The sequence below is a fragment of the Facklamia sp. HMSC062C11 genome (assembly GCF_001810675.1).
GTDB lineage: Bacteria > Bacillota > Bacilli > Lactobacillales > Aerococcaceae > Facklamia > Facklamia hominis.
This window is the reverse complement of the sequence record NZ_KV802389.1, coordinates 25,218-39,177: the sequence shown is the minus strand read 5'-3', so window position 1 is coordinate 39,177 and position 13,960 is coordinate 25,218. Positions and strand designations below refer to the sequence as shown.

Genomic DNA, 13,960 nt, shown 5'->3' with positions numbered 1-13,960 from the left:
AAGGAGGAATAATATGGTAGATCAAATGCAAGAACTTCAAGATCAAATCACAAAATTATTGGAGTCCGCATTAAATCAAATTCAAGCGGCGGAGTCAACTCAGATTCTACAACAAATTCGAGTAGATTATACGGGTAAAAAGGGTCAATTGACTCAGGTTTCCAAAGCCATGAAAAATCTGTCGAATGAGGAAAAACCACAGTTAGGACAAATGATTAATTATTTTCATCGGGAGTTCAATCAGGTGATGGCCTCCAAGGAAGAAGCTCTAAAGGCCAAAGAATTGCAAGCTCAGTTGGCAAGTGAACGGATTGATATTACCCTTCCAGGACGTCGAAACTTTCAAGGAAGTCGTCACATTATTACTCAAACACGGGAAGAGTTGGAAAATCTTTTCTTGGGGATGGGCTATCAAATTGTAGAGGGACCCGAGGTTGAATTGGATTCTTATAACTTTGAGAAGATGAATTTGCCGAAGAATCACCCTGCTCGTGACATGCAGGATACCTTCTATATTAGCTCAGAAGTTTTAATGCGGACCCATACCTCACCTGTTCAAGCACGGACCATGGAAAAGCACGACTTTGAAAAGGATGGACCGCTCAAGATGGTCTCACCGGGTAAGGTCTTTCGGAGAGATAATGATGACGCCACGCACTCCCATCAATTCCATCAAATGGAGGGCTTGGTCGTCGCTGAGAAAATTACATTAGCCGATCTTAAAGGGACCTTGACGCAATTTGCTAAAGCCTTCTTCGGTCAAGAGCGTGAAATTCGCCTTCGTCCGTCCTTCTTCTCCTTTACAGAGCCTTCAGTTGAAGTCGATGTGTCTTGCTTCAAGTGTGGCGGCAAGGGCTGCAATATTTGTAAAGACACTGGCTGGATTGAAGTGTTGGGAGCAGGGATGGTCCATCCAAATGTGCTTGCCATGTCGGGGATTGATCCAGAAAAATATTCTGGCTTTGCTTTTGGTGTCGGAATCGACCGTGTGGCTATGTTGAAGTATTCAATCGATGATATTCGTCATTTCTATCAGAACGATTTACGTTTCTTAAGTCAATTTAAAGGGGGTCAAAATCGATGCTAGTATCTTATCGTTGGTTAAGTGAATTATTGGATCTTTCTGGCTATCAAGCTGAGGAGATTGCCGAAAGAATGTCCCGAACGGGGATTGAGATTGAAGGAGTAACCAATTTAGCGGATGATTTGAAGGGACCTTTGCTAGTTGGGCAAGTAGTAGAACAGCATGCTCATCCGGATTCGGATCATTTACAAGTGACTCAAGTGGATGTGGGTCAAAGCGAACCTTTACAAATTGTCTGTGGTGCACCTAATGTTCATCAAGGAGCCAAAGTCATTGTAGCTTTAGTAGGGGCAGAGTTACCAGGTGGCTTTAAAATTAAGTCCTCGAAGCTAAGAGGGGAAGTATCCAATGGAATGCTATGTTCCTTGCAGGAAATTGGGTTTTCTGATTCGGTAGTCGCTAAGGAATTCGCAGATGGCATTATGCTTTTACCGGAAGATGCGCCTATTGGGACCTCTGTTATTGAATATCTAGCTTTAGATGATCCTATTTTAGAATTATCCATCACTCCCAATCGGGCAGATGCTTTATCCATGTATGGAACGGCTTATGAAGTTGGTGCTATTGTTAATCAAGAGCCTCACTTTGATTATTTAAGTCTTCAAGCGGATCAGGTTGCAGCGATTGACTATTTGGATCAAGTTCAAGTCAAAGTATTAGATCCTAAGATGAGTGCCCATTATCAGTTGCGGCTCGTTAAGGGCGTGTCAGTTAAGCCAAGTCCGATCGCTTTGCAAATAAAATTAATGAAAGCGAATATTCGTCCAATTAATAATATTGTGGATGCGACGAACTATAGCTTAATTATGTATGGTCAACCTCTACATGCTTTTGACTTTGATGCTTTGAAGTCTAAGTCAATCTCTGTGCGTAAGGCTTATCCTGATGAGACCCTAGTGACCTTGGATGAAGTAGACCGTCAGTTGGAAAGTTCAGACTTAGTGATTGCTGCAGGTGATCAAGCGGTAGCCCTAGCTGGGTTGATGGGTGGTTTATCGACACATGTGACCGACCAGACCAAGACGGTATTAATTGAATCTGCTGTCTTTGAGGGTCAGACTATCCGGCTCAGTTCTCGGCGTCTAGGCTTACGTTCAGAATCTTCAAGTCGCTTCGAGAAAGGGATTAACCGCGATTTAACGAGTTTTGCAGGAGAACAGGCTTCAATTATGATGGCTCAATTTGGACATGGACAGGTCGAAGAAGGAGTAGTTGAAGTGATTAACCAACCTGCTCAAGCTGTTCAAGTGACGGTTGAAAAATCCCAAATCTCCGATAAGTTAGGCATTGAATTGACGGATAACGAGCTACAGGATATTTTTGATCGATTAGGATTTGGACTGACTTTTACCGAAGAGGACTTTACCGTGACGGTTCCTGCAAGACGTTGGGATATTGCGATTCCAGCAGATATTCTTGAAGAAATTGCTCGAATTTATGGTTATGATAAGATTCCAGATACCCTGCCTCAAGCAACTGGTAAGCCTGCTCAATTGACGCGTCTTCAAAAATTGATTCGGGCCAGTCGGTCTATTCTGGAATCCGTGGGCTTGACCGAGTGCGTATCTTATGTCTTGGTTTCCGAGAAAGAAGCAGCCTTGACAGAACAAGCAGGGATACCTGTCAAATTGCAATATCCGATGTCTGAAGACCATGCTGTTTTAAGGCAGTCTTTATTGGCTTCTTTATTAGATATTGCACAATATAATCGGGCACGTCATAATGGACCTCTTGCTTTTTATGAAATTGGTAAGGTATTCTACGGTCAAGAAGTGGAAAATACACAGCCTACAGAGATTGAAAAATTATCGATCCTTTTATCTGGTCAGTCTCAAGCGTCCAACTGGTATCAAAAACAAACAAACTATGATTTTTATGATATTAAGGGAATGTTAGAAAGCTATTTTGATGATTTAGGCATATTAGATCGCATTCAATTCCACGTGGAAGAAGAAATTTCCTTTATGCACCCAGGTCAAACCGCTCGAGTCTTCTTTGATGGTCAATCTATTGGTTATTTGGGACAAGTCCATCCTCATTTAGCGAAAGATTTTGACTTAGAGGCTGCGACTTATTTTGCCGAATTGAATTTGGAACCGATCTTTAATGAGAAAGTCGCTGACCTTACTCAAACCCCACTAGCTAAATACCCAGAAACTAGCCGTGACTTGGCTCTTTTGGTTGATCAAGCAACGGCTCATCAAGACCTGGTGGATATCATTAGCCAAGCGGCAGGGGAACATCTGATTGAGTTAGAACTATTTGATCTCTATGAAGGAGATCGGATTGAGGCTGGTAAGAAGTCATTAGCTTATCGTCTAACTTTCCAAGATTCGACTAAGACTTTGACAGATGAGGAAGTCAAGGCAAGTATGGATCGGGTTGAAGAAGCTTTGAGGCAAGTTCAAGGCTTAGAAATTCGTTAGCCAAGTCTAGTTACTATAGTGATTTAGTTTCAAGTAAAAAAACGCCATTCATTCCGATAAGAGAGGAATGAATGGCGGTTTGTATTTTTAATGAACAGTTTGCATTTTACTAAAGGCTGTGAGGTAGTTCTCATTGATTACGGCTGTATCTGTTAGCATATCCACAGGGTGTTGGTGGTAGGGGGTAACAGCTAGGATTAAGCCTAACCAGGGTGCATAGTAATAAATGATGCGGCCGAACACTTCACGGACCAAGAGACTCGACCAAGAAAGGGTCTGACGATCCTTATCAAGTGGCACCACGCGTAAATTAAATAAGATTTTACCGGGTGTACGTCCTCTAAGAAAACAAGTAAATAAGAAGAAGTAGCCAATATAGATGAGGATCGTTATGATACCTGTGAATGAATCTCGATCGGATAGTGACCAAAGATTGAGAATTAAACGACTGAGCCATTGAACGATAAGCCAATCTACCAGGTAGGCGCTAATTCGAAGCCCAAAACCAGCAAAAACTTCCTGAGGAAGTGACTGATAATTAAATTGATTCAAATCTTTTAATGAGCCAGGCTTTAGTGGGGAAGTGCTTTGATTCTTACTTTCAGCTTGGCCCTGAGACTGAACTGGATCCTTTGCTTTGAATTTGGGCTTTAATCCTGCTTGAATGGCCGCTGATTCTGGCTTTTTTAGATCTTTGTCAGCGGGAGCTATCACGCTCTGTTCAGAAGTAGGAGGCGTATCGATTTGAGATTTAGCCACAGGATCAACCAAACTTTTATCGGTTTGATCGAATGTTTGGTTCTTTTCATGCTCCTGCGTCTTTTTGAGTCGTTTTTGTAAGTCATCATTGGAAATAACGCGGATATCGGAAGACTTAAGGCGTTTAATCGATGCTTTAATCGAAGTTCCTCTGAATACTTGTTCGATCTGATCTTGTTTAAGCCGGGCTGTGGTCATATTAATAACCACCTTCCCAGCGATACTCTACTTTCGGTAATTCTAACCGTTCAGCTCGGTCGATGATCTCATTAAATTGGTCGAGATAAGATTTTTGTCCCTTCATGAAGCTAGAGAAGATGCCAGAGAACGTTTCATTATCCGATACTTTCTCAAAGACTTGGGCATCTTGAAGATCGTTGTCCGTTCGCACTTGATCGATGACTTGACGATAGTACTTAATTCCATCAATCAGATCATTGTCGACTGCTTGTTGGGCGGTATAGACTTGTCCGGTAGCGAGTTTGCGTACTTTGTCTTCTTTCATGTGGCGTCCTTCCATGACCACTTTGACAAAAGTCTCAAAACTTTCGTCAATCATATTCTGGAAGATGTCTTTTTCTTCTTGAGTCATTTCACGGGTGCTGGATCCCATATCCTTTAGGTCGGCTGATTTGAACACATAAGATTCGATACCGATTTTGTTGAGTAATTTGCTGACATTTTGACCACTGATGATAACCCCGATCGAACCTGTTAGGGTCTCAGGAGTAGCATAAACCTTATCGGCTAACATGGCATAGTAGTAGCCGGCTGAGGCGGCCACAGACTTCATGCTAGCATAGACCGGAATATGACGTTCTTTTTGGATTTCTTTAAAGAGGTCATACGCTTCCCGTGTCTCATAGACGGATCCCCCTGGGGTGTCGATCTCTAGGACGACTGCTGCAATACTTTCGTCATTTCGAATCTGTTCAATGGTATCAAGGATGAGTTCTTGATTATAAGCAGAATTGTTGCCACCAATGACCCCTTCAATGGGGATAACTAGGATTCGTTGGGAGGGGTCGCCTTCTTCGCGTATTTTTTCGACGTAGTTCTTGTCTGAGAGGAGACTTGTCATCTGTTGATTGAACCAGTCCGTTTTGTCTTCGCTGGAATCTTTTTGCCTAAATGAGTTTGACAGGCTTGCTGCCACCAATAAAATGACGGCAAATGCAATAACAATCCATTTTTTCTTGTTCATAATTGATCCACCTTTCTAAGCTTATTTTAACATCTTTTGTTGTAAGGGTATACCTATTTGATTACAAATGCTGGCGTTCAAAATCATCCAGCATCTGGCGAGCTTGATCGGAAGTCTCTGCTTCCATGAGCTGAATCCTTAGGTCATTGGCTCCCTTAAACTCACGGATATAAATTTTGAAGGACCGTCTCAGAGCGGGGAAGGGCTTAAAGGGGTAGCGATCAAACTCATCAAGATGATAACGGAAAAGATCGATCAGTTCTTTGGCAGAGTGGTCTCTAGCTGGATCCTCAAAAGCAAAGGGATTCTTGAAGATTCCTCGACCAATCATAATTCCATCGATTCCATATTCTTGTGCCAGGTCCAAGCCTTTTTGTCGGTCTGGTATATCGCCATTAATCGTCAACAGGGTGTTTGGGGCGATTTGATCGCGCAGTCTTTTTATTTCTGGAATTAATTCCCAATGAGCGGGGACTTTGGACATTTCTGTTTTAGTTCGTAAATGAACGGATAGGTTAGCAATATCTTGCTTTAGCAAATGAGCTAACCATTCTTTATATTCCTCGGGATCTTGATGACCTAGCCTTGTTTTAACCGAAACGGGCAGACCACCTTCTTTACTGGATTGAATTAACTGTGCGGCTACTTCTGGTCGATGGATTAAGCCAGCTCCTCGACCGTGTTTATAGACATTAGGTGCGGGGCAACCCATATTAATATCGACTCCTGCAAAACCCATTTCTTTCATTCCTTTTGCCATTTTAGCGAAATACTCTGGTCGATCTCCCCATATGTGGGCAACAATCGGTTGTTCATCGTCTGTTTTGACTAAGCGTTTGCGTAGGGAGTCTACGGCTACTGGGTGACAATAGGATTCGGAGTTCGTGAATTCTGTGAAGAAGACATCTGGTCGTCCTGCTTTAGCAACGACATGTCGAAAAGCGACATCGGTCACATCTTCCATCGGTGCTAGGATGAAGAAGGGGCGTTTAAGTTTTTGCCAAAAATTAACCTGCATTAAAAAACCTCCAATTTGCGATTCATATAAAAAATCCGGTTACAGGCTGCAAACCGGATCTTGTTCGATAAATAGTGCTTTAATTTTAGCATAAAGCATTCTTTCTGCAAAGAAAGCTGAATGAATAAGCTGCTATGAAAAAGCTTAGATAAATTGTGGCTAGCCAAGAAGGATAGAATAGCTAATTCATTTAATAATGATTGTCACTTAGGCTGCTTTGGCGAGCTTTGACACGATCAAGACTTGCTTGAAGATTTAGAGGGCGAGCTTCAGCCTCTTGGAGGCTTTCGCCATAATGGCGGATAGACTGAACCCATTCAGGTTTGATCTGCCAGATGTTCCCTTGGGTATTAAATAGTTCAATGTGGTCAACATCAAAGATACGCCACCAGGATTGCCGTACTTCCTTCTTGAGATCTTCATACATCCCTTGGAATTTTGCTTGGAAGAGATAATGTCCTGATTGGATCCCTAGAGCTTCCAGTTTGGCTGTATGTTGGGCTTGGTCCGCTTCATCTAGTGGGACATAAAGGTAATTGAGGACATAGTCCCATTTGAGACCGTCAAAATAAATCACTTCTTCCCTCGGAAGTCTAAGATGATAGACTAAAGAATTTTCCTCTGGCATGAGGCTATATTCCTTGTAGGGAGAACCCCAGATCGGAAAACGGCTAGAATCGGGGCGTGCTACAATTGTTTGAGCCATTTCGACAAAGGTCTGATAACGCTCGATGAAGAAATTCGCATCTAGTCCCATATGGAGGCGGACGTAAAGTTCTTTGTTTGTAATAAACCCTTTATTCATTAATTCATAGATAGAATTCTCATGTTGGCGGGTATAGAGGTCGACAATTTCGGTCATTCTTTGATTCCCCTTTCATTTTGGTGATAAACCTATTTTATCAAAAATAATTTTTAAATAAAAATAACTTGCGACTTTAGGAATAGTTGCCTACAATCTTAGGTAACTAATAAAGGAGGCATTGCCATGAATAAAGTTTCCCGTTATTTTAGTTGGGTTATTATCATAGTCTTGTTAGGTAAGTTGGCCATCAATCCGTCGATCGTTCAAGCGCAATCACTTCCGGACTGGCTAAATTCAGCTGTTTCTACGAATACTAGTCTTGAAGTAGCCTATGCTGACTACCAAAGTGTCATGGAGGATTTAGTATTATAAGACTTGGCAAAGATGGAAGAAGGTACGAATCGTGAGACCTTCGATCTGAAGGTTAAGGATCGACTGGATGATTCTAAACGACGGGTTGAAGAATTGGGAGAAGGACTCGTTCGTGTGGTCTACCCTTACCAAGATCAAGCAGAGTTGGACTTTTACTTCTATTATGATCACTTGACTTATACGGCTTGTGTTAGTCTAGAAAACCCTCTTCACTCGACTCATCGAGGAGTGAGTGATGCCACTTTTCAGGCATGGTCTAAAGGGAGTCCGGTGGAAGATTTGATTCAAGATTCAACTTTTCAACTTCAAGCTTTTGGTCAAATGCTAGCCGATAAGCCCTTTTCGATCATCGCTTGTTTAAAATCAACTTCTTCGCAAGGGCAAGATTTGGAAGCAGGTTTTCTTATAATTCAAGATGGGCAAGTGGTAAAAGCCGCTAAGGTGGATCCGAGCTCCTTAGATCATTTTGACTATGCGGATTTACAAGAGACGATTTTGAGGCAAGTGATTCAGTAAATAGGTTCCGGATTAAAGTTGATTAGAACCAAGAGTTCGTTATTATTGGAGTTAGTTAAAAAGCCGCTACTTTTCATTGTGAATAGTAGCGGCTTTTTGGATTTGATGATTTATAGTCGGGGTGAACTTCGCCAATAGTAGATGCCAAGAGCCGTGACGATGCCTTCGCTAAGGGTCATGGATAACCATAGACCAGACAGCCCTGCAAGATGGGTTAAGACTAGTGCTAGTGGGAGTACTAAAGCAAAGCCTTTTAGAATGGCTAGAACTTGAGCGAGTCGGGAGCGATTGCTGGAGATAAAGTACATAATTAATACGGTATTAATGCCAAGAAAGAGGCATTGGCTGAAATAAGGACCAAACGCCTGGTAGGCAACTTGCACCATTGCTAAGTCTTCTTGATAGTTAAAGAGGGCAATCAATTCATGAGGAATTAGTAAAGCCACACTATAGAAGACTATGCTAACAAGGATGACAGTTATGAGTGAATAATGAAGAATGCGTTGCAGGCCTTTAAAGTCACGAAGGGCGTAAAAACGGCCTAATAAAGGTTGGGCTCCCATGGCAATTCCATTGTAGATCGCAATAATGACGAAAAGTAAATTGACTAGGATACCATAAGCTGCCACTCCTGTATTGCCAGCTAGATCCAAAATCAAAAAGTTAAAAACTAGCATCACAAGGCCCACGGATAATTCAGAAATGAAGGAGGGGAGCCCAGCGGATAGAGCAGCTTTTAATCTTTGAAGTTGAAAAGCTTGGACCTGGAAACTAAAATTGGGTTTTCCTTTAATGAGGTGCCAACTATTGACTAGGATGCCAAGAATCGGGGAGAAGGCCGTAGCTAAGACAGCTCCTTTCATCCCCATATCAAAGATAAAAATAAAGACATAGTCAAAAATTGTATTAAAGAGGCTACCTGCCAACATGGCATACATGGCCAGCTGTGGATGGCCATCATTTTTAACGAAGAGGGAGAAGAATTGATTCAGAATAAAAAAAGGGGCAAACAGTAGCACATAACGTAGATAGACATGGGTACTTTCATAGACATGCGCGTCGGCACCTAGCCACTTGGTTAATTGACTAGAGGCAATGAGCCCGATGAATAAAAAGAGTCCCCCGATGATTAAGCAAGTGATGAGTCCAGTCGAATAAGCTTGGTTTCTAGCCAGGTGATTATTTTGTGCTTTGGCCTGGATAAAATAGATCGCAGATCCTACAGCTAGCATGAGTCCGCAGGCATTGACGAGATTATAAATGGGGAGGGCCAAATTTAAGGCAGCGATGCCTTCGGGGCCAACCCCTTTAGCAATAAAGTAAACATCCGCCATGATATAGATAGAGATACCGATCATACTAAGGGTATTGCTGAGGGTGTAGTGGATAAATTCTTTGAGATCTTGCATGGGGTCACTCTTTTCTAAGGTCTTTAGCGATCATCATAGCATGAAGTCTAAAATAATGTCAAAGCGGTAAAAAGTTCTAAAAGTGCTTGACAGAAAAAGTGTATCAAGTATATAATACACATAAGCTGTATGAAGCATTTAATACACTTAGTTAAAAAGTTACAGGGGGGGTAAAATGGAGTGGAATGATAAGCTGCCCGTCTACCAACAAATGAAGGAATATTTTATTGATGCGATCCTAGCGGGAACTTATCCCTTAGGGAGTGAGCTACCGTCAAGACGGGCTATAGCGTCTGAATTTAAGGTTAATCCCAACACGGTTCAGCGAGCTTTTAAAGCTATGGAGGAAGAAGGGGTGATTGTAACCTTGGCGAATGTACCGAGTCAAGTGACTCAAGATCAGCTTCTATTGAATCGATTGAGGAGGCAGCGACTAAGGCAGGCCATTGAGCAATTTTATCGTCAAGTGCAGGCCTTGAATGTTGATGAAAAAGTTATGTTCCAAGCATTAGAAGACTATTTAGAAGAGGAGGCATCCCATGATTGAATTGAAAAGCGTATCAAAATCTTACGGGAAGAAAGTGGTATTAGATCAAGTGGATTTGCAGATTCCAAAAGGTCAAGTTACATTCTTGGTTGGTGAGAATGGTTCAGGAAAATCGACCTTGATGAACTTGATCATGCGCTTGATCCCCAAAGGAAAAGGAGAAATATTGCTTGATGGTCAAGTGATGACCGAAGCAGATTATAATCGAGTGGCCTATGTCCCAGACCAGATTATTGTCTTAAAAAATCAGACCATTCAGCAAGCACTAGATTTTATGCAAGATTATTATCAGGCTTTTAATCGGTCCAGAGCTTTGGAGATGCTTGAATTTTTTCATCTTAATGCTGAAGATCGAATTGATGAACTCTCTAAGGGAAATGTGGCCAAGGTAAATCTCCTATTGGGTCTAGCTTTGGATTCCGAATATATCTTGATGGATGAGCCTTTTGCGGGGATTGATTTATTTACTCGCGAGGAGATTAGTCAGGTTTTTTGTTCCAAATTAATTGAGGGTCAAGGGGTCTTGATCTCTAGCCATGATGTGCAAGAGGTCGAATTTATGATTGATCAGGCTGTCTTTTTACAAGATGGGCGGATTGTGGACCAATTACAGTTAGAGGATTATCGTGAAGCCACTGGTAAGGGTCTGATTGATCGGATGCGGGAGGTGTATCGAGGTGAATAAATTTTTAATGTTATTGAGCGATGAGTTAAGGCGGGCCAAAGGCTTTTATATATTCTTGTTAGCTTTTGCGGTGATCGGTGAATTGGCCGCTTTGATTTTGGCTTTAGTCAAACAGTTTCAGATCGATCCCATGGGCTTGAATAATAAAATAGACATAGTAACAGTTCTTGATCAGTCAATGCTAACGGTCCTAGTGATTGGCGGTGTGGTATTAGCCATGATTGTTTATAGTATATATACTTGGCTTAGGGAGTGGCGTTTAGAAGGTGCTTATATCTACCGACTGTTAAGCTTACCAGGCTCACGGATGTCTGTTTATATGGCTAAGTTGTTTTCCATCTTATTGATGGTAGCCGGCTTGTTATTGGTTCAGGTTCTGATGCTTCCCTTGATCAATTTAATCGGTTCCTTCTTCCCAAGAATCTTTCGAGTCATCGCCTGGCCTCAAGCCTGGGTCCATGCCTTGAACCTGGTGTATCTCTTGGTACCAGTGGGAATCACAATGGGAATTTACTATTATAGTGCGGGGATTAATTTTTTAGTGAGTCTTTTTAATCTTTGTATTATTATTGGTTCCAAGAAATCTCATGGCTGGCGCAAGACCTTGTTACTTGGGGGACTGTATTTTATGGTCTTTGTATTGTTACAGCTAGCTATCGTGATGACGGTTGTATGGATGCCTCTTTTGCAATCTGAAAGTTCTTGCTTCTTTATCGTTGCGCAGGCTCTGATGATTGCTCTGAATCTAGCAGGGGCTAAGTACTTAATGAATAACTATATTTCAATTTAGGAGGGGTCATATGCAACGAAAAAAACTAGCGATTGGAGCTATTGGAGTGGCTTTGGCATTTGTCCTCATTGTTTGGAGCTTGCCTTTATGGGCCTTGAATCAAGTTCAATTAAAGGAGATTAAGGGACAAGCCGAATTGTTAAAGGATCGGCCACTTAGTTTCTTCTTAGAGTCACAGCCCAATACGCCTTTGGAGCGGATTGATGTCTATCAAGGTAAGTCCAATTCTTTAGAGTTAGATTCTTTTATGAATGTCGTGGATCAAGGATCCATTGACAAAGAAGCGATCTATCGTCAATTTCCATTACCAAATCGCCCGAATTTAGAGGGATTTACCCCTTATTTTAATAATCAACTTTGGATTAGAAATACGGGTCCACGTCAGTTGGCAATTGTCAAATTAAATATTGCTGAAAAGACTTATCATGAGACAAGTTATGCCTTAAAAAAGACGCAATTTCCTTATATTAGTCAAGCTGTGCATACCAATCAGGCAGATTATTTGATCTATTCGGCGGATGGAGGATTGTGTGTCTTAACCCTAGATGCTAAAACTGGTGAGGTTAAAGATGAGCGGTTCGTTGAAGGGATTGATCCATCTTATTATGCCATGAGTACGATTCGTTCAACATCAGATTTTATTCTGGAACAAGACCTCGACCAATCCGCTTCATCGATGATTGATCCGGAAGAAGCCGTTAACTTTCAAGTCTATCGTCTAAACCCTGAAACACTTAAAGTTAGCAAGACTCCTTTAAAAATCACAGATCGTCAGAGCCAATATTATTTTTATCAAGATCAAGTTTTTAAGGTTTTATTTTCCGAAGGTCAAGTTCAAGTCTCACAAATGAGTTTTAATAGTACGAAAGAGAAGCCGCTTTTTGAAGATATGTCGATTTTAGATCTTCAACTTGAAGGGGATTATCTTTACCTGATTACTAAAGATCAAAAAATTATGGTCTATGATCTAGCAAGTATGAAAGAATTAGCTTCGGCAGAATTATCGACAGGTAAGGGTTATCAAATTGTTGGGCTTTCAGTGAGTTAAGTCCATGTCAAAGAGATGGGAGAGTCTTCTTTCATCTCTTTTAGTATGTGTTTAGCTGTTACTTTTTTTATTGACATGTTAGAATAGAGCTAATGTCAAAAAAAGTAGGTGAGGGCTTGGTTTTATTATACTTATTATTAGTAATGAGTCTTTTAGTGCTGATATATTATTATTTTAAGCGACCGCATACGATCTTGTTAGGCTTATTGGCTTTTTTAACTTTGTCCTTAGTGATGCTGATTGGCTATTTTACCTACTTGGAGACGAGTTCTTGGTTCAAAAAGATTTTAGCAAGTTTGTTGATGTTAGGGGCTGGTATCGGCGTCTTTTCTGGACCACTTTTAGTCTTGTTGAATAGTTTAATGGTTTTTAAACCAGAAGGACGGCGACTGTTTTCGCTGGGTTGTTTATTATTAACCCTCTTTATCGCCAGTTTTTTATGGGCTAATCCTTCCTTGCGCCATCTTCAGTCTGTCCACTGGGCTTTCAAATTATGTTATTGGTTTCTGGCGGTAGGTTTTATCTATGCGCTGATTCTATTGAGTATTTATAATTTAGCCAGTTTGTTAAACCTAGGACGGTCGAAAAGTCAGAATTTTGATTATATTATTGTTCTGGGGGCAGGACTTCAGCACGATCAGGTAAGCCCCACATTGGCACGTCGTTTGGATAAGGCGATTGAACTATTTCATTTGAATCCTAAGAGTTGTTTGATTATGTCAGGAGGTCAGGGGGAGGATGAGTTGATATCGGAAGCTCAAGCGATGACAAATTATGTCAAGGATCGTGGGGTAGATCCGGAACAGATTCTTCAAGAAGATCGATCGACCACGACATATGAAAACCTCCTTTTTTGTAAGCAGTTGATTGACTTCCCTGCACGAATCGCCTTGGTAACTAATTATTATCATCTCTTGAGGGCTTTATTGATTGCGGACGAATTGGATATTCCCTTAATTGGGATTGCTGCGTCAGCTGATTGGCTTTTTTCCTTAAATGCTTATATTCGTGAATATGTTGGTTTCTTGTATTTAAAGAAGAAAGAGCATATTTTAGCCTTTATTGCCATTTGTTTAGTGGTTTTTGCATGGTTGGAAGGATAAAAATAAAAGACTGGATCCATTGAGTGAGTTTCTCAATGGATCCAGTTTTTTAATTGATTTATTAGTAAGTTTATCAAGGCTCATTGACTGATGAGCTGCTAGATGTATTGATCGCACTCTGTTCAAAACGTGCTTCAAAAGTCAGAGCCTAGACTCTAAGCAAAAACCCTCAACATTTTCTGCGAAAATGCTCG

The 13,960-nt window shown here is 41.2% G+C and carries 14 protein-coding genes; 9 read left to right on the top strand and 5 right to left on the bottom strand.

Translation table 11 applies throughout. The features are described from left to right. Positions 1 to 13: 13 nt before the first annotated feature. Positions 14 to 1,087 carry a phenylalanine--tRNA ligase subunit alpha gene (pheS, locus tag HMPREF2758_RS03320; RefSeq protein WP_006907842.1) on the top strand — a complete coding sequence of 358 codons (1,074 nt, stop codon included), beginning with the start codon at positions 14 to 16 and terminating at the stop codon, positions 1,085 to 1,087. Beyond that, the gene (pheT, locus tag HMPREF2758_RS03315) at positions 1,081 to 3,510 is read left to right on the top strand and encodes a phenylalanine--tRNA ligase subunit beta (RefSeq protein WP_070609134.1); all 2,430 of its coding nucleotides are present in this window, start codon (positions 1,081 to 1,083) and stop codon (positions 3,508 to 3,510) included. Before pheS ends, pheT begins: the two co-directional genes overlap by 7 nt. Before the next feature lie 87 nt (positions 3,511 to 3,597). On the opposite strand, the gene HMPREF2758_RS03310 is transcribed toward pheT, so the two are convergent. From HMPREF2758_RS03310 to HMPREF2758_RS03295, 4 genes are all read right to left on the bottom strand, one after another. Further along, on the bottom strand, positions 3,598 to 4,467 hold the full coding sequence (locus HMPREF2758_RS03310; protein ID WP_070609133.1) for an RDD family protein: 870 nt from the start codon (positions 4,465 to 4,467) through the stop codon (positions 3,598 to 3,600). A 1-nt stretch (position 4,468) separates the two neighbouring features. Then, entirely contained in the window at positions 4,469 to 5,473 is a 1,005-nt protein-coding gene (sppA, locus tag HMPREF2758_RS03305) for a signal peptide peptidase SppA (protein ID WP_070609132.1), read from the bottom strand. 61 nt (positions 5,474 to 5,534) lie between these two features. After that, on the bottom strand, positions 5,535 to 6,491 hold the full coding sequence (locus HMPREF2758_RS03300) for a tRNA dihydrouridine synthase (protein WP_070609131.1): 957 nt from the start codon (positions 6,489 to 6,491) through the stop codon (positions 5,535 to 5,537). Positions 6,492 to 6,681: 190 nt separating this feature from the next. Further along, complete coding sequence (locus HMPREF2758_RS03295) at positions 6,682 to 7,353, bottom strand: DUF3841 domain-containing protein (RefSeq protein ID WP_070609130.1); 672 nt, start codon at positions 7,351 to 7,353, stop codon at positions 6,682 to 6,684. Between the two features lie 126 nt (positions 7,354 to 7,479). Between HMPREF2758_RS03295 and HMPREF2758_RS08990 the strand changes: the two genes are divergently transcribed. Together HMPREF2758_RS08990 and HMPREF2758_RS03290 are read left to right on the top strand one after the other, a co-directional pair. Further along, positions 7,480 to 7,668 carry a hypothetical protein gene (locus HMPREF2758_RS08990; protein ID WP_242491993.1) on the top strand — a complete coding sequence of 63 codons (189 nt, stop codon included), beginning with the start codon at positions 7,480 to 7,482 and terminating at the stop codon, positions 7,666 to 7,668. Between the two features lie 12 nt (positions 7,669 to 7,680). Beyond that, complete coding sequence (locus HMPREF2758_RS03290) at positions 7,681 to 8,184, top strand: hypothetical protein (RefSeq protein ID WP_246823236.1); 504 nt, start codon at positions 7,681 to 7,683, stop codon at positions 8,182 to 8,184. A gap of 110 nt (positions 8,185 to 8,294) precedes the next feature. On the opposite strand, the gene HMPREF2758_RS03285 is transcribed toward HMPREF2758_RS03290, so the two are convergent. Next, positions 8,295 to 9,593 (bottom strand): MATE family efflux transporter, encoded by a 1,299-nt coding sequence (locus HMPREF2758_RS03285; RefSeq protein ID WP_070609129.1) that lies wholly within the window; start codon positions 9,591 to 9,593, stop codon positions 8,295 to 8,297. Between the two features lie 175 nt (positions 9,594 to 9,768). Between HMPREF2758_RS03285 and HMPREF2758_RS03280 the strand changes: the two genes are divergently transcribed. The 5 genes from HMPREF2758_RS03280 to HMPREF2758_RS03260 all read left to right on the top strand — a co-directional run bounded on the left by HMPREF2758_RS03280 (position 9,769) and on the right by HMPREF2758_RS03260 (position 13,766). Further along, a complete protein-coding gene (locus tag HMPREF2758_RS03280) occupies positions 9,769 to 10,140 on the top strand; it encodes a GntR family transcriptional regulator (RefSeq protein WP_070609128.1) in 372 nt (123 codons plus the stop codon). Beyond that, the gene (locus tag HMPREF2758_RS03275; protein WP_070609127.1) at positions 10,133 to 10,825 is read left to right on the top strand and encodes an ATP-binding cassette domain-containing protein; all 693 of its coding nucleotides are present in this window, start codon (positions 10,133 to 10,135) and stop codon (positions 10,823 to 10,825) included. The genes HMPREF2758_RS03280 and HMPREF2758_RS03275 overlap by 8 nt, the downstream gene beginning before the upstream one ends. Then, positions 10,818 to 11,615 carry a hypothetical protein gene (locus HMPREF2758_RS03270; RefSeq protein ID WP_016647914.1) on the top strand — a complete coding sequence of 266 codons (798 nt, stop codon included), beginning with the start codon at positions 10,818 to 10,820 and terminating at the stop codon, positions 11,613 to 11,615. Before HMPREF2758_RS03275 ends, HMPREF2758_RS03270 begins: the two co-directional genes overlap by 8 nt. Before the next feature lie 10 nt (positions 11,616 to 11,625). After that, complete coding sequence (locus HMPREF2758_RS03265) at positions 11,626 to 12,663, top strand: hypothetical protein (protein WP_070609126.1); 1,038 nt, start codon at positions 11,626 to 11,628, stop codon at positions 12,661 to 12,663. A gap of 92 nt (positions 12,664 to 12,755) precedes the next feature. Beyond that, positions 12,756 to 13,766: a YdcF family protein gene (locus HMPREF2758_RS03260; RefSeq protein ID WP_231385334.1), complete on the top strand. Its 1,011-nt coding sequence runs from the start codon at positions 12,756 to 12,758 to the stop codon at positions 13,764 to 13,766. Positions 13,767 to 13,960: the final 194 nt, after the last annotated feature.